This is a genomic window from Pseudoduganella sp. GW821-FHT12E03 (assembly GCF_058807115.1).
This window is the reverse complement of record NZ_JBXAQJ010000002.1, coordinates 725,536-741,642: the sequence shown is the minus strand read 5'-3', so window position 1 is coordinate 741,642 and position 16,107 is coordinate 725,536. Positions and strand designations below refer to the sequence as shown.

Annotated in this window: 14 protein-coding genes; 4 read left to right on the top strand and 10 right to left on the bottom strand. The window is 63.4% G+C overall.

What is annotated here, in order from left to right:
* Positions 1 to 105 precede the first annotated feature (105 nt).
* Positions 106 to 783 (top strand): response regulator, encoded by a 678-nt coding sequence (locus tag AC1RRC_RS06960; RefSeq protein WP_493054531.1) that lies wholly within the window; start codon positions 106 to 108, stop codon positions 781 to 783.
* On the opposite strand, the gene AC1RRC_RS06955 is transcribed toward AC1RRC_RS06960, so the two are convergent.
* From AC1RRC_RS06955 to AC1RRC_RS06945, 3 genes are all read right to left on the bottom strand, one after another.
* Positions 767 to 2,776, bottom strand: coding sequence for an ATP-binding protein (locus AC1RRC_RS06955; protein ID WP_493054530.1), 2,010 nt, complete (start codon positions 2,774 to 2,776; stop codon positions 767 to 769). The genes AC1RRC_RS06960 and AC1RRC_RS06955 overlap by 17 nt on opposite strands.
* A 161-nt stretch (positions 2,777 to 2,937) precedes the next feature.
* Positions 2,938 to 4,359: a glycoside hydrolase family 88/105 protein gene (locus AC1RRC_RS06950; RefSeq protein WP_493054529.1), complete on the bottom strand. Its 1,422-nt coding sequence runs from the start codon at positions 4,357 to 4,359 to the stop codon at positions 2,938 to 2,940.
* A 115-nt stretch (positions 4,360 to 4,474) separates the two neighbouring features.
* On the bottom strand, positions 4,475 to 5,386 hold the full coding sequence (locus AC1RRC_RS06945) for a LysR family transcriptional regulator (RefSeq protein WP_493054528.1): 912 nt from the start codon (positions 5,384 to 5,386) through the stop codon (positions 4,475 to 4,477).
* Between the two features lie 165 nt (positions 5,387 to 5,551).
* Here AC1RRC_RS06945 and AC1RRC_RS06940 point away from each other — a divergent pair, with 165 nt between their 5' ends.
* Entirely contained in the window at positions 5,552 to 6,541 is a 990-nt protein-coding gene (locus AC1RRC_RS06940) for a zinc-dependent alcohol dehydrogenase family protein (RefSeq protein ID WP_493054527.1), read from the top strand.
* A gap of 53 nt (positions 6,542 to 6,594) precedes the next feature.
* On the opposite strand, the gene AC1RRC_RS06935 is transcribed toward AC1RRC_RS06940, so the two are convergent.
* From AC1RRC_RS06935 to AC1RRC_RS06910, 6 genes are all read right to left on the bottom strand, one after another.
* A complete protein-coding gene (locus AC1RRC_RS06935; protein ID WP_493054526.1) occupies positions 6,595 to 7,869 on the bottom strand; it encodes a hypothetical protein in 1,275 nt (424 codons plus the stop codon).
* A 115-nt stretch (positions 7,870 to 7,984) separates the two neighbouring features.
* Positions 7,985 to 9,619, bottom strand: coding sequence for a methyl-accepting chemotaxis protein (locus tag AC1RRC_RS06930; RefSeq protein ID WP_493054525.1), 1,635 nt, complete (start codon positions 9,617 to 9,619; stop codon positions 7,985 to 7,987).
* Positions 9,620 to 9,720: 101 nt separating this feature from the next.
* Positions 9,721 to 10,656, bottom strand: a complete 936-nt coding sequence (locus tag AC1RRC_RS06925; RefSeq protein ID WP_493054524.1) for a hypothetical protein — start codon at positions 10,654 to 10,656, stop codon at positions 9,721 to 9,723.
* A gap of 116 nt (positions 10,657 to 10,772) precedes the next feature.
* Positions 10,773 to 11,489 (bottom strand): DNA polymerase III subunit epsilon, encoded by a 717-nt coding sequence (gene dnaQ / locus AC1RRC_RS06920; protein ID WP_493054523.1) that lies wholly within the window; start codon positions 11,487 to 11,489, stop codon positions 10,773 to 10,775.
* A 65-nt stretch (positions 11,490 to 11,554) separates the two neighbouring features.
* Entirely contained in the window at positions 11,555 to 11,995 is a 441-nt protein-coding gene (gene rnhA, locus AC1RRC_RS06915; RefSeq protein WP_493054522.1) for a ribonuclease HI, read from the bottom strand.
* Entirely contained in the window at positions 11,982 to 12,773 is a 792-nt protein-coding gene (locus tag AC1RRC_RS06910; protein WP_493054521.1) for a class I SAM-dependent methyltransferase, read from the bottom strand. Before AC1RRC_RS06910 ends, rnhA begins: the two co-directional genes overlap by 14 nt.
* Positions 12,774 to 12,791: 18 nt before the next feature.
* On the opposite strand from AC1RRC_RS06910, the gene gloB reads away from it, so the two are divergent.
* Both gloB and AC1RRC_RS06900 read left to right on the top strand, forming a co-directional pair.
* Positions 12,792 to 13,589, top strand: coding sequence for a hydroxyacylglutathione hydrolase (gloB, locus tag AC1RRC_RS06905; RefSeq protein ID WP_493054520.1), 798 nt, complete (start codon positions 12,792 to 12,794; stop codon positions 13,587 to 13,589).
* Between the two features lie 9 nt (positions 13,590 to 13,598).
* Entirely contained in the window at positions 13,599 to 14,258 is a 660-nt protein-coding gene (locus tag AC1RRC_RS06900; RefSeq protein ID WP_493054519.1) for a 2-hydroxychromene-2-carboxylate isomerase, read from the top strand.
* Positions 14,259 to 14,417: 159 nt separating this feature from the next.
* Here AC1RRC_RS06900 and aceB read toward each other — a convergent pair whose 3' ends face one another.
* Positions 14,418 to 16,016: a malate synthase A gene (gene aceB, locus AC1RRC_RS06895; RefSeq protein ID WP_493054518.1), complete on the bottom strand. Its 1,599-nt coding sequence runs from the start codon at positions 16,014 to 16,016 to the stop codon at positions 14,418 to 14,420.
* Positions 16,017 to 16,107 lie beyond the last annotated feature (91 nt).

Genomic DNA, 16,107 nt, shown 5'->3' with positions numbered 1-16,107 from the left:
GCGGGGCCTGCGCAAGGCGGCCTCCGGCGGGAGCCCTGCTTTGGTAGGGATCGTGTCTTGAGCCCGATGGGGTAGGATGTGGGAAATCCCCGGCGAGTCCACACCATGACCCCCACCCACTTCAAGAAGACGCTGCTGGTTGAGGACGAAGGCTTGACCCGGCAGGCGCTGAAAAGCCTGATGCTGCAATCGGCGCCGACGCTGGAGATCGACGAGGCGTCGGATGTCGGCAGCTGCAAGGCGTACCTCGGCCGGGGTGGCTATGAATTGCTGTTCCTCGACTATCACCTTGGGGGCGCCAGCACCGGCCTCGATGTACTGCACTGGCTGGCGGAACAGGAAATCGGGGTACAGACCGTGATGCTGTCGAACCACGACGACCGCGAAACCGTACTGGAATGCATCAAGGCCGGCGCCGTGGGTTTCATTTCGAAACGCACGGAGCGCGGCGCCGATGTGTTTCGCGCGGCCCTGGACACCATCATGCAAGGCCAGATTTATTTGCCGAATTCCGCGCTGGGCCGGGGCGGCTACAGCCCGGCGCCGCTGGCGGGCGCGAAACCGGTGGCGCTGGACAGCCTGGGGCTGTCGCCACGCCTGGTGGAAACCCTGTCCTATATTTGCCAGGGCTTGCCGAACAAAGCCATCGCACGGCACATGAACCTGGCGGAAAGCACGGTGAAGGAATACAGCAGCGACTTGCTGGAAAAGTTCGGCGTGCGCCGGCGCGCCGAACTCATCGTGGAAATGGCCCGGCGCGGCCTGGTTATTCCAAGAAGCTGACGGCGGCCTGCCGATGGCCGCCGGCCGCCACCAGCGCGGCGATGGTTTCCCTCAGCCGCAACGGATCAACCGGACGCAGCAACATTGCCGCGCACCCTGCCCCGGCCGGCGGCAACTCCGGCTCGCCGCACAGCGCCAGCATCGGTATCGCATGCGCGCCACCAACCTGTTGCAGGTAGTGCTGCAGCGCGGCCCGCACATCGTTCGCCGTGCCACCGTCCGGAAAACGGCTCTGGCAAATCACCAGGTCGGGGATGCGTTCCAGGTCGTCCAGCAAGCCGTGCAAGGCACCGGGCGTGGCGACACAATCGGCCACGATGTCCCATTGCACGAACAGGGCTTCCAGCGCGGTGCGCACCAGCTGGTCGCTTTCCACCAGCACGATATACGTGCCGCGCAGCGCCATGGCGGGGGCGTTGGCGGGCGGTCCCTGCGCGCCGGGCGGGGCCAGTTGCGTGGCGCGTGGCGCGTCGATGGAAAAGCGGGTGCCCTTGCCGACGCACGACTTGAATTCGATCCGGTGCCCGTCCAGGATCGACATCATGGCGTTGACGATCGACAGGCCCAGTCCGAGCCCGTTGGCCGGATCGCGGCTGGCATTGTGCAATTGGACAAACGGCTGGAAGACACGCTCCCACTCCGCGCACGGAATGCCGATACCGTTGTCGGTAACGTCAATCCGGATCCGCCCTTGCAGCCGCACGGCGCCCAGGATCACGGCCGGCGATGGCGCGGCATCCGCGCGCGCATACTTGATGCCGTTGCTGACCAGGTTGCGGATAGCCCGTCCCAGCAGGACGCGGTCGCTGGCCGCCAGCAGCGGCTGTGCATGTCCTGTTGCCATGCGCAGCCGCAGGACGACCCGTTTGCTGTCGGCAAATGGCTGCAGGTCGGCCACGACTTCCGCCAGCAACTCGCGGACGTCAAAACACACGATGGCCGGCTTGATGAAACCCGATTCCAGGCGCGACAAATCCAGGATCGCATTGAACGTCACGTTCATCCTGCTCGACGCCAGTTGCGCCAGCGGCAACAGGCGCGCCGCTTCCACCGGATCGTGCCGGGCCAGCGCTTCCCGCATGGATTCCAGCGACAGCGCCAGGCCGAACAGCGGCTGGCGCAAGTCATGCGCCGCGTTCGCCAGGAATTCGGATTTTTCATGGTTGAGCCGCGCCGCCAGCGCACGCTGCTCTTCCTTCAGCTCGACCATGGCCAGCGCTTTGCTTGCGTGCTCATCCTTTTCCCTGGCCAGCAAGTCGTTCTTCATTTGCAGCGCGGAGTTGGCGGCGGCCAGCGCTTGCGACTGCAGATATTGGCGGCGTGCGTAACGCTCGAACTTGATGCACACGCCGCCGCCGATCACGAAGAATGAACTGAAGAACAATTCGCTGCCGAGGAAGTGTTCGGGCAGCAGGAAGTGAAACGGGATGCCCAGCCAGTGCAGGTGCTGCAACACCTGCACCAGCGCGATCAGGACGATCATTTGCAGCAAGACCGGCCTGGCGCGCAAATGCAGGAAGGCGAATTCAAAGATCAGCACCAGGTAAATAGCGACAAAGTAGTCGATATACCCGGCCGGCTCCCCCAGCAGCACGGTCATGCCGATCAGGGTCAGGGAGATCGTCCCGGTACCGGCCAGCAACAGCGCATGGGCGATCCGGTCATCGTGAAAGCCTGGCCGCAGCGACACCACGCCGATCGCGACCAGGATGGCCAGCGACAAGCCGCGCAGCGCCAGCAATTGCCAGACCGGCGCTTGCAGCAGGGGGGAACCGGGATGGGGGGCATGCTGCAAATCCCACAAGGCATAGCAGGCCCACATGACGCAGCCGAACGCGATGCCGACCCGCCGCAACGGCGCGAAGCGGCGGCCATAATGGGCAAGGAAGGCCGCTTCCACGGCGGGCGCGCTAAACCGCCTGGGCGGAATGAAGGTTTGCGCCAGGCTGGCCGCAATCCGCCGCGCCGCATAGCGCCGGCGGCGCCCTGGCATGAATCGGCTGGAAGACGGTACGTCCATCGCGGGCCCCGCGCAGTCGGAATGAGGAAGGCTCCCGAATTTTATCGCGCCGTGCCGGACAACGGTGCATTTCCGATAACGATCTTCATTGCCGAGTGCGCTCTGGAGGCGGGGCCTGCCCGCCTCCGCCCAGGTCAGCGGCGTCCCTGGAACATCAGCCCGCTGTCATTGAGGCCGAACTTGACCTTCTTGTTCATCTCGATGATTTCCGCGCCGGCCAGCAACGCCGGGCCATAGCCGTGCGCCGCCTTGACGTTGGTCGGGCGGTAGGCATAGAACGCCGGGTCGAACGCCATGCCGGTGCCGACGCAGATGCCCTCGATCTGGCCATTGGCCAGGACCTTGCCTGCCACCGCGTTCCACGCCAGGTTGGCCATCGGGCCATACATTTGCGCATCGACATAACCACGGTTCACGGCGCGGGCGATGGCATAGGCATAAATCGCCGTGGCCGAGGTTTCCTGGTACGTGTCGTTCCGGTCGATCAGCTGGTGCCAGAAGCCATCCTTGCCCTGGTAGCCGGCCAGCCCCTTGATGTGGGCGCGCAACTGCGCCAGCACGGCGTTATAACCCTTGTGGTCTTTCGGCAGCACTTCGAGGATTTCCACCATCGACATCACGGCCCAGCCATTGGCGCGCGCCCAGCGCAGCTCGGGGTGGTCGCGCAAGCCTTCCACGTAACCGTGCATGTACAAGCCCAGCGCGGGGTTGAACATGCGCTTGGAGAATTGCTGCACCTGGTTGACCGCATCGTCGTAATACTTGCGGTCGCCCGTATATTTGCCGAGGTACGCGATGGTCGGTACGCCCATGAACATGTCGTCGAGCCACAGCGTGTCTTGCAGCGGCCGCATTTTTACGCCGCCCTTGCCATCCGGGCCGCCGCGCGCCAGGGTGCCGTCTTTCAAGCGGTATTCCTTCTTCGTCACGAAGTCGCCGCAGATCTTGACCATCTGGCTGTAGTCGACGGCCATCCCGCCCAACTTGGCCTTCATGAAACTGTGGCACAGCGCCCCAGCGTCATCGAGCGCGTGCGGATTCAGGAAACTCTTGATCGGCGCCGTGGAATTCTTCACATCGGCCTGCACCACCGGCAAATACGTCCGGGTCAGTTGCGACAGCAACTGGTGGCGCTGCTGCACATAATCCGTGTAGCGCTTGTCGCCGGTGGCGGCACCGGCCGCCAGCATGCCCAGGTATGTCACGCCCCATTCATAGCTGGTCAGGCGGAAGTCCCCTGGTTTCAGCACGGTGTCCGGATCGGCCTTCGTCACGTCCGTGACCGGCGCGCCGGTACTCTTGTGGATCAGGGCGGCCGGGGTCGTACTGTCCAGATAAGCGAACACGCGGTCCAGCACCGCCTTGACTTCCGCTGTCTCCATGGCCTTGTAGGGCGTCGCATAGCGTACTTCCAGGGTATGCAACATGGCGTCCGCCGCGGCAGGGCCTTTTTCTTGCGGGGGTGGCGCTTCCTGCGCGGGAACGGACAGGGCAACGGGAAGCAGGCTGGCAAACACCAACCCGGGCAGCAAGCGGCGCGCCTTCGGGGAATTCATCGGGAGTCTCCTTGTGATCTGAAATAGTCATACAGCCCCGACAGTATAAGAATCAGGGATGATCAGATGCACTCATGTTGTTGATTGGTATTGAGCGGCGATGGGCAGCGGGCCATCAGCTTGCCGCCATCAGCCCGGGAATGTCCGCCGCCAGCGCATCGATCAGCACCCGGGTCCGCTGCGGCAGATAGCGCGTGCGCGGCCATACCACGTGAATATCCACCGACCGCACCCGGTCGCTGTCCATCACCAGTTCCAGCTGCCCGGCCGCCACATAGGGCGCCCCCATCCAGTAGGGCAACCACGCCATGCCGCCGCCCTCGACCGCGGCATCGGCCACGACCTGCAAATCGTCATAACGTTCCCTGCCCTCAAGCCGCACCTCGTCGCTGGTCCCGTCCACATCACGCACCCGCCATGATTGCCGTTCGATGGTGCGTCCGTACACGATGCCCCGGTGTTGCTTCAGTTGCGCCACGCTGGCCGGACGGCCATGGGCGTCCAGGTAGGCGGGCGACGCAAAGATCGCCATGCGCTGCACACCGACCTTGCGCGCCACCAGGCTGGTGGAATCGGCCAGCCGGCCAATCCGGACCGCCACGTCGAATCCCTCCGCCACCACGTCGACCACTCGGTCCGTGAATTCCGCTTCCAGCGTCAGCTTGGGATAAGCGCGCACCAGGGAACGCAGCACCGGGGCCACACAGCGGCGTCCGAACAGGATCGATGCGCTGACCCGCAGGCGCCCTTCCGGCTGCCGCAGCCCTTCGTGCAGGGCAGATTCCATGTCGCGCAACTCCGTCATCAGGCGGCTGCAGTGCTCGTAATAGCGCTCGCCTTCCGCAGTCAGTATCTGCTGCCGCGTGGTGCGATGAAACAGCCGGACCGCGAGCCGCGCCTCCAGCCGCGCAATGGATTTCGCCACGGCGGAGCGCGTGACGTCGGTCTTCACGGCGGCGGCGGCAAAGCTGCCGGCCTCCACGGCCGCAAGGAAAGTGGCGATGCCGTTCAGGCGGTCTTCGGACATGGCGGTCGATAGCGATCAGGTGGTGCGGAAATTTTACGCTGAAACACCAATTGGCGCTTTCTATTCACCAATCTGTCAAATCACTCTCGCCACTGGCGATACCTGATCCCCGATAGACTTTATTCCAGCGCTGACACTCCCATTCACTGAAAACGAGGTGTAACCATGTCTAAAGTCATTTATTTCAATCAAACCGGCGGCCCCGACGTACTGCAATTTGCCGATGCCACAGTGGCGCCGCCAGGCCCGCACGAGGTGCAACTGCGGGTCAAGGCCATCGGCCTGAACCGTGCCGAGAGCATGTACCGTTCCGGCCACTATGTGATCGATCCCGTCTTTCCCGCGCAATTGGGTTACGAGGCCGCCGGCGACATTATCGCCATCGGCGCGGCAGTCACGGAATGTGCCATTGGCGACCGGGTCAGCGTGATTCCCGCGTTTTCGTTTACGGACTACGGCATGTACGGAGAAATCGTCAACGCCCCCGCGCACGCCATCGTGCCCATCCCGGACGGCGTCGGCTATGAGGAAGCCGCCGCCACGTGGATGTCCTACACCACGGCATATGGCGCCCTGGTGCGGATGGGCGGACTGCGGGCGGGCGATACGGTGGTGATCGGCGCGGCGGCCAGCAGTGTCGGCGTGGCGGCGATCCAGATTGCCAACATGCTCAACGCCACGCCGGTCGCGCTGACGCGCAGCCACGCCAAGGTGGCGGCATTGAAGGCGGCCGGCGCGGCGCACGTGCTGCTCAGCGGGGACACGGAAATGACCGCACGCATCCAGCATCTGACCGGCGGCAACGGCGCGCGCCTGGTGTTCGACCCGGTGGGCGGGCCACAGGCGCGCGACCTGATCCGCGCCATGGCGGAGCAAGGCACGTACTACCAGTATGGTGCGCTCGATCCGCGCGATATACCGGTGCCGGTGATGGAGATCCTGGCGCGCCACTTGACGTTGCGAGGCTATGAACTGTTTGAAATCACCATGGCGCCGGAACGGCTGCAGGCCGCCAAGGCCTTTATTGCGCAAGGGCTGGCCAGTGGCGCATTGCGCCCCGTGATCGACCGCGTGTTCGGGTTTGACGACATGGTGGCGGCGCACCGCTATCTGGAGGCGGGCAACCAGGTCGGGAAAATTGTGGTGCGGGTGTAGGCGTGCGGCGGGGGGCCGGATCAGTCCCCCGCCGTGGTGACAGCATTACTGCCTTACTGCTTTTTCACCGCCTTGGCCTTGCTCGCCTTGGCAGCCTTGGTCGGGCTGGACGGGCACGGATTGTTATTGTTGGCGTCGCACCAGGTCTTGGCTTGCGCCCAGGTCCAGTATGGCTTCTTGCTCATGTCCATCATCGCGTTGATGCAGATGGCGGCCTTGTTCTGGCTTTGCAGCGCATAGCACGTATTCTTGACCTTCACCGGATCCGCACTTGGATCGGAGCTCATGAGCTGAGCAAAGCACGCGGTGGTCAAGTCCTGGATTTCCATTTGCACGATGTTCGGCGTGCTGGTGCAGGTGTCATACACGGCCGCGATCGGATGGTTGGCGCCAATGTACGCGGTCGGCTTGGTATCGCCCGGCATCGTCACGGTGCCGACGTCGAGCACATTGAACGACGACAGCTTGTTCATGCTGGCCCAGACCTGGCGCGGCTCGCTGCCGAACACCAGCACCGGCGCGGTGCCCTTTTTACCGGCGTTGACCGGCGGATTGGCCAGCAAGGTCAGCATCGGCGCGATGTAATTGCGGTTGGCGCTGGCGTTGCCGAAATAGGTTTCCGACATGGCCGGCGTCAGGCACGCGGTTTCACCGCTGCCCGGCGCGGCAATCGGCATCACGTCGACAATGGATTCATACAGGTTGACCTGGTCCGCCGGCACGCCCACCGACGTCAGCATGCGCTCCCAGCGGTTCAGGGTCGCGTTGTTCAGGTAATCGTAGGCCTGGAACGAGGTGTAGGGCGGATAGTGCAGCATCATGACCGCCTTTTGCGACACCATCGGCAGTCCCAGCGGCAGCCAGAATTGCCATGGGCCGGGGCAGCCTTTCGGGTCCTGCGGCTGCACTTGCCAGCAGGTGCTGTCGGCTTCGCAAGCGGTGACGCCGTTCAGCGCCTGGCCGGCGTGGCCCTGGTCGAGGAACGTGGTTTGCGCCGCCTGGTATTGCGCCGCGCGCGCATCGGCGCTGTCGATGCTGACGGTATAGGCGGAACCGGCGCCGTTGAGCACCACATTGACGGAATTAAATGGAATCTTGTCACGGTTCAGCGACTCGATCAGGTAGCAGGCGATCGTGGCTTCGGTCGTGGTCGGCTTGCAGCTGGCATAGCTGGCCGGCGTGGTCATGGTGTACAGCTGCTTGATATAGGATGCCGGGGCCAGGTCGTACGTGACGACCGCCGCCGATGCGGGCACCGCGGCTGCCAGCAGGGCGGCCACGGGTAATGCTTGCAAGGTACGACGCAGGGAAAATACGGCAGATTTCATGCACACCTCCTTGTTATTATCGAACGACCGCCCTCGAGGCGGTCGTCCGCAGAATAGCATGGGAGAGTGGAATGTTTATTGTCTTTCTGAAATAGTTTTCTGGGTACAACAACTATCAAGCTGCACGCCGCTCCAACACCGCCGTTTCATTGCTGGCATGATGCACCACCAGCCGGGGCGCGTCCTGACCCACCGCCGCGCCGGTGCGGAAGAACGACACCACCGCGCCCAGCGTATCGGCCTGGCCGCGCAGGCTGTGCGAAGCGGCCGCCGCCTGTTCCACCAGCGCGGCATTTTGCTGGGTCATGCCGTCCAGTTGCGCGAGGGCTTGGTTGATCTGGCCGATGCCCTCGGTCTGCCGCTGGCTGGCCGCGGTGATCTCGCCCATGATGCCGGCGACTTTACCGATGCTGCCCACGATCTCGTCCATGGTCTGCCCGGCCGACCCCACCAGCTTCGAGCCGGCTTCCACATTGGCGACCGACGCCGCGATCAATTCCTTGATTTCCCGCGCCGCGCCGGCCGAGCGCTGGGCCAGGGAACGCACTTCGGACGCCACCACGGCAAAGCCCCGGCCCTGCTCGCCCGCGCGCGCCGCTTCCACGGCCGCATTCAGCGCCAGGATATTGGTCTGGAACGCAATGCCATCGATGACGCCGATGATGTCGACGATGCGGCGCGACGAGGCGTGAATCGCGCCCATGGTGTCGACCACCTGCGACACGATGGCGCCGCCCCTGGCCGCCACGTCCGATGCCGATTGCGCCAGGCGGTCGGCCTGCTGCGCGTGCCCGGCATTGCGCTGCACGGTGGCCGTCAGGGCGTCCATGGCCGCCACGGTCTGTTCCAGCGAGCCGGCCTGCAGTTCGGTGCGTGCCGATAAATCCATATTGCCGGCCGCGATTTCGCCCGACGCGGTGGTAATCGCATCGGTGCCGGCGCGCACTTGCCCCACCACGTCCAGCAAGCTGCCGTTCATGGCCCGCAATGCGCGCAGCAGGCGGCCGGTTTCATCGCCGCCCGGCACCTCGCCGGCCGGCGCCTCGATGCGCGACGACAGGTCGCCGGCGGCCACGGTTTCCGCCACCGCGATGGCGCGGCCCAGCGGCGCGGTGATCGAGCGGGTGATAAACCACGCCACCGCGACGCCCAGCGCCACGGCCAGCAGCCCCAGTCCCAGCAACGTGCCTTGCGAGGCCGTCACGACTTGCGACGCTTGCGCGCCGGCCTGCGTGGCCAGCGTGGTTTCATGGGCGATCAGGTGGTCGAAGGCGGCCAGCACCGCCGTCAGCGCGGGACCGGCCTGGTCGGTCAGGTAGGCGGCGGCATCCTGGGTCTCGCCGTTGCGCCGCAGGGTCAGCATGTGTTCGTTTTTCGCCAGGCTGGCCTTCAGCGCCTCGTCGGCCAGCGCCAGCAATTGCTGTTCGCGCGCATCCATCGGCAAGGCCACCAGCGCGGCGCGCGCCGCGCCATAGCGCTTGCGCGCGGCCGCGACTTTGTCGAGTTCATCGTTGATTTGCAGATCCGGCACCACCATCATCGCGGTCGCGCCCAGCGCAATGGCCCGCACGTGGCCGGTCATGGCGTTGGCGGCCGCCATTTTCACGTTTTTATCGTGGACGATGTCATGCGTGTGGCTGCCGATACGGGCCAGCGACACCAGGCCGGTGGCCAGGATCGCCGCCATCAGGGCCAGGACGGCGGCAAATCCCAGGCCCAGCCGGACGCCGATCTTCAGATTACGCTTCATGGTATTCCCCCGACAGTTGATCGTTGTGTGCAGGGGATTATTCGTCAAAGGCGCGCGCGCACCTACGTCAATTCGGACTAGATGGCCACAAGTCACACCAACTAGCGCGGCCCGACCGTACGCGCCGGGCACAGCCCGTGGCGGGGATCGAACGGGTCAAACCACAATTCCTTGCGGGCCGCCATGCCCGGGTCCGGCGGCTGGACCGATATATCGATGCGGCGGCGCTGGCACAGGCGGGCGCGCAGCAAAACGGGCTTGTGGTGCTCGAGCAGGAAGCGCTCCAGCGAGCCATCCTTCAGCATGGATTCCATCCCCGCCTTGATGCGCGCGGCCAGGCGCGGCGCCTTGGGCGACACAAAAAACAGCGAAGCCGCCGCGTCATACAGCAGCAAGCCATCGTCAATCGCAAGGTCGCGATGCTGCCGGGTGCGCGCATCGAATTCCGGGAAGATTTCATTGACGCCGCGCGGAAAATAATCGAAGCGGTCCGCCATCAGCATGGTGAACAAGCCTTCGTAATTATTGCCGGTGACGACCGTGTAACCGTTGTCCTTGAGCGTCACCGCCGATACCCACACGCTGTTCGCCCCGGCGCGCAGGGGTTTCAAGTCGGCGGCGCCCGTGACGGCACGCAGCTTGCCCTGGTTCTTACGGTGGATCAGCGCCAGGCGCCACGATTGCAAACCGAGGTCGATCGGGATCCGGATCGCGGTCAGTTCGCGCATCCATACCGGGTTGGCGGGATTCGACGTGACATTGAGCAGGTCGCCCTCCTTCATTTCACTGAGCTGGCGCGGCCGCTCCATGTGGACCGGGGCATAGTCGATCACGTAGTCGCCGAATTCAGGCCGGGTGCGTTCGAGCACCGTGGCCAGCAATTGCTCGGCATAGCTGCGGCGCTGGTCGGTCTCCGACGCGGGCCGGTTCCAGTGCACCACATCGGCCGCCCGCGCGTGCGCGCACACCAACAACAAGCCGAGCGCGGCGCAAACGCGGCGCGCAATCGGTGGCAAGGCGGAAAGGTCGGCGGACATGACGGGCTATTTAACGAACTTGACCGATTGTCATGGAAACGGAACATGCCGTCTATTGCACTTTAGAGCATGGTGTAACCGCCGCCGCCACGGCTGTGAAAACTGCCGGATCGGCCTCAGGCTGCCGGGACAGGTTCCGGCACGGTGCGCCAGACGCACGTGCCTTTGACGCCTTTGTCCAGCGCATTGAGGATATCTTCATGCGCGGCCAGTTCTTCCTGCGATGCGGCCAGCACCACGATCTCGCCCAGCGCCACGTCTTCCAGCGCGCCATCGTGCGCGACGGTTTCTTCTTCCACATCCATGCCGAGGCTGTTCTGGCCGCGCGTCATGGCCAGGTAGACGTCCGCCAGCAATTCCGCATCCAGCAATGCGCCGTGCAGCTTGCGGTGGGCATTGGAAATGCCGAAATGGTCGCACAGCGCATCGAGCGAATTGCGCTTGCCCGGACGCATTTCCTTGGCCTGGGCCAGCGTATCGATCACGCCGTGAATCTGGCTGTCGAACGGCGGCAGTTTCAGCAGGTTGAACTCGTGGTTCAGGAAACCCATGTCGAACGGCGCGTTATGAATGATGAGTTCCGCGCCTTGCACGTATTGGCGGAAATCTTCCGCGATCTGCGCGAATTTCGGCTTATCGCGGAGGAATTCCGTGGTCAGACCGTGCACCGCCAGCGCGCCCTCTTCCGAATCCCGTTCCGGATTGATGTAAACGTGAAAATTATTGCCCGTCAACATGCGGTTCACCAGCTCGACACAGCCGATTTCAATGACGCGGTTGCCCTGCTTGGGGTTGATGCCGGTGGTTTCAGTATCGAGGACGATTTGACGCATGGTGATGGTTGGCTAGGGAATGGACAGGCGGGGCGGCAGTATAGCAGAGCGCCCGCGGCGGCTTGCTACTTGCGGCGAACGGATTCGACGCCCAGGTTCGCCAGCTGGTCGGCTTTTTCATTGCCGGGATGGCCATTGTGGCCCCGCACCCAGCGCCAGTCGACCTTGTGCACGGCCTGGACCTGGTCCAGCGCCTGCCATAAATCCGCGTTTTTCACGGGCTCTTTGGCGGCCGTGACCCAGCCCTTGCGTTTCCAGCCATGGATCCACTCGCTGATACCCTTTTGCACATATTGCGAGTCGGTGTGCAGCACCACTTCGCACGGGCGTTTCAAGGCCTTCAGCGATTCGATGACTGCCGTCAATTCCATGCGGTTATTGGTGGTGTTGTGCTCGCCACCAAACATTTCCTTTTGCGCTTCGCCTGCCACCAGCCAGGCGCCCCAGCCGCCGGTGCCAGGATTGCCCTTGCATGCACCGTCGGTAAAAATTTCAACCTTTTCCATCCTGCGATTCCCGCCTTCTGTTCGTTGCCGGGACGGCCACCGGTGCCGCCACCCGTTTTTTCGTCCATGCCGGACCAATCAGCCGCATGCCTTTCACGCGCTTGATCGCATGCACCATATACACGGCGCCCAGGTAGGGCCACCAGCGGGCTCCGGCGCGGTCCATGAAGGCATAGCGCTGCAGCCACTTTTCAGTGCGGCATGCGGGCGCATAACAGCCAAAATGGCTGGTGGTGGCGCCCAAATTCAGCAATTTTAACCAGTCGCGCATGCGCGGCATAGAGATGAATTCACCGGCCGGGGGCAGGAAGTGCGATCCGGTCAGCCTTCCCGTCACCTGGCGCAGCCCCCACAGGCTGGCCGGATTGAAGCCGCAAATGATCACCTGCCCTTCCGGGATCAGTACCCGTTCCACTTCGCGCAGCACCTGGTGCGGCTCGGCGGCGAACTCCAGCACGTGCGGCAATACCACCAGGTCCAGGCTTTGCGAGGCGAACGGCAGCTCGGCATAGTCAAACGTCACGGCCACCTGGCGCAATTCCGTCACGTTGTCGAGCCGGGGGCGCGGGCGGATGTCGGCCAGCCATTTGCGTGGCATGCGGCTGGCGGCCAGCGCATCGATTTGCGGCAAGCCGATCTGCAGCGCGTTATAACCGAAAATATCGGCCGTCAGTGCATCGAGCTGCGCTTGTTCCCATGCGCGCACGTAGACGCCGGCCGGGGTTTGCAGCCAGGAGTCCAGCGCTATAATGGATTTTTCAGATGCGGCGCTATCCATGCCACGTTCCCCGACTGTATGAACTCATTGTTACCCGCCCCGCTCAGCGTCCTCACGGTACCCGCCTTCAACGACAATTACCTGTGGCTGATCCACGATGGCGTCCACGCCGCCGTGGTCGATCCGGGCGATGCCCAGCCGATCCTGGCCGCGCTGCGTGTCCATCACCTGACGCTTACCGCCATTTTACTCACCCATCACCACGCCGACCATACCGGCGGTGTACCTGCATTATTGCAGCAATATGACGTGCCCGTATTCGGTCCGCAACAGGACGGCATCGCCGCCGTCACACATCCGCTGGCCGAGGGCGGCACGGTCGAGGTGCCGGGTCTGGCGCTGCGCCTGTCCGTGCTTGACGTGCCGGGCCACACGCGCGGCCACATCGCCTATGTCCGGACCGATGGCGAGCCCTGGCTGTTTTGCGGCGACACCCTGTTTGCCGGAGGCTGCGGCCGCTTGTTTGAAGGCACCCCGGCGCAAATGACGGCTTCCCTGGACAAACTCGCGGCGCTGCCGGCCGACACCAAAGTCTTTTGCGCCCACGAATACACGCTGTCCAACCTGCGCTTCGCGCTGGCGGTGGAACCCGGCAATAGCGCTTTGCAGGCGCGCATCGAGGCGGACAGCCGCAAACGCGGCCGGGGCGAACCGACGGTGCCCAGCACGATTGCGATGGAACGCAACACCAATCCGTTCCTGCGCTATGCCGAACCGCAAATCGCGGCACAATTAGTTTCTGCAGGAAAATTGCAAGGTGGCGAACCGCCCGTGGCCGTGTTTGCGGCCCTGCGGCAATGGAAAAACACTTTCTGAGGAGACAACATGAGCGAACGGCCGCTGGTACAGTTTTATTTCGACCCGATCAGTCCTTTCGCCTGGCTGGCGACCAAGGATATCAGTTGCATCGAAGCAGCCGGTTGCCGGGTCGAATTCCAGCCAATCTTGTTTGCCGCCATGCTGACCGCGCATGGCAATAAAGGGCCGGCGGAAATTCCCGCCAAGCGCGTGCACACCTTCCGCGACGTGATGCGGCTGGCGGCGGAAATGGGATTGAAATTTGTCGGACCGCCCGGGCATCCGTTCAATCCGCTGATGGCGCTGCGCATGGCGACGGCGATTACCGATCCGGAACAGCGCAAGGCCTTCGTGGTGGCCATGTATGCGGCGTGCTGGGAACGCGGCAAGGATGTGTCGCAAGCCGACGTGCTGATCGTGCTGGCCAATGATTGCGGGCTCGATGGCGAAGCGCTGGCCGACGCCGCCGTGACGCCGGAAGTCAAGCAGCAACTGGCGGCCGCCACGGAAGTGGCGATTGGCCGCGGCATCTTTGGCGTGCCGACGTTTGAATTTGAGGGGGAATTCTTCTGGGGCGCGGACCGGATCGATTCGCTGCTGTGGCGCATTGCCGGCAACCGCATCGACGAGGGGGTGTTGCAGGCATTCCTGGATCAGCCGGCGCTGTCGCAGCGCAAGCAGCAGTGATACGGCGTTGATCGCCGTGTAGACGCGGAACCCGCAGGGCGGCATTGACAATGCCGCCCTGCGTGCGCCGCGTTGACGCAGGCATGGCGGCTTGCGCCGTGCGCAATCCGCCCTACGGAACCACGCTGCGTTCCGTAAAGGCGGTGTGGCCTGGCCGGCTTAGATTTCTTCGTACAGCGGCAAGGTCAGGAATTCCGCGAACGCGTCCGACGTGCACATGTCGGCGAAGATCTGGGCCGCGCGCTCATAGTTCGGGCTGGAACCGTCCGGCGCCGTGGCTTTGATTTTCGGCAATTCTTCCGGAATCATCTTCAGCACCAGTTCGGCGGTGACTTTGTCGCCGTTGTCCAGCACACCCTTGGTCGAACGGATCCATTGCCATACCTGCGCGCGGCTGATTTCTGCCGTGGCCGCATCTTCCATCAAGTTGTGGATCGGCACGCAACCGTTGCCGCCCAGCCAGCTGCCCAGGTAATGGATACCCACGTTGATGTTGTAGCGCAGGCCCGCTTCGGTGATCGGCGCTTCCGGCTGGAAGTTCAGCAAGTCGGCCGCCGTGACGTTGACGTCCGGACGCTGTTTGCTGATCTGGTTCGGCGCATCGCCCAGCACTTTCTTGAACTCGCCCATGGCCAGCTCCACCAGGCCCGGGTGCGCCACCCAGCCGCCGTCGTAGCCGTCGGTGGCATCGCGCGATTTGTCGTTGCGCACGCCACCCATCGCGACTTCGTTCTTTTCCGGATCGTTCTTGATCGGGATCAGCGCGGCCATGCCGCCAATCGCCGGGGCATTGCGCTTGTGGCAGGTTTTCAGCAGCAGCAGCGCGTACGAACGCATGAACGGCGCGGTCATCGTGACCTTGGCGCGGTCGGCCAGGCAGAAGTCTTTATCGAGCTTGAATTTCTTGATGCAGGAGAAGATGTAATCCCAGCGGCCGGCGTTCAGGCCCGAGCTGTGTTCGCGCAGTTCGTACAGGATTTCATCCATTTCAAACGCGGCCAGGATGGTTTCGATCAGCACGGTGGCTTTGATCGTGCCTTGCGGGATGCCGATTGCATCTTGCGTCATGACGAAGATGTCATTCCACAGGCGCGCTTCCAGGTGCGACTCCATCTTCGGCAGGTAGAAGTACGGGCCGGCACCGCGTGCCAGCTGTTCTTTCGCGTTGTGGACCATGAACAGCGCGAAGTCGAAGATGCCGCCGGAAATGCGCTTGCCGTCGACCAGCACGTGCTTTTCATCGAGGTGCCAGCCGCGTGGGCGCACCACCAGGGTCGCGGTCTTGTCGTTCAGTTTGTACGATTTGCCATTCTGTTCCAGTGCGATGGTTTTGCGCACTGCATCAATCATGTTGACCTGGCCGGAGATCTGGTTATCCCAGTTCGGCGTGTTCGAATCTTCGAAGTCGGTCATGTAGCTGTCGGCGCCGGAATTGAGGGCGTTGATGACCATTTTGCGGTCGACCGGGCCGGTGATTTCCACGCGACGGCATTCCAGGGCTTTCGGGATCGGCGCAATAGTCCAGTTGCCTTCGCGGATATGAGCGGTTTCCTTCAAGAAGTCAGGACGCTCGCCTGCATCCAGGCGCTTGGCGCGGGCCACGCGGGCCGCCAGCAATTCCTGGCGGCGCGGTTCGAATGCACGCGACAGCTTGGCCACCAGGGCCAGCGCTTCAGGGGTCAGTACCGTTTCGTAACCGGGCTTGATGGCACCCGTGATTTCCATACCTGCTGGCAGTTGAATGGTGGCTTGCGACATGTGATCTCCGTTCTTTCGTATTGATGGAATCCTCAGTATAGGCTTTTACGCCCACATCGTTTTTGCAGTATATTCACTAATAAGTTATGGA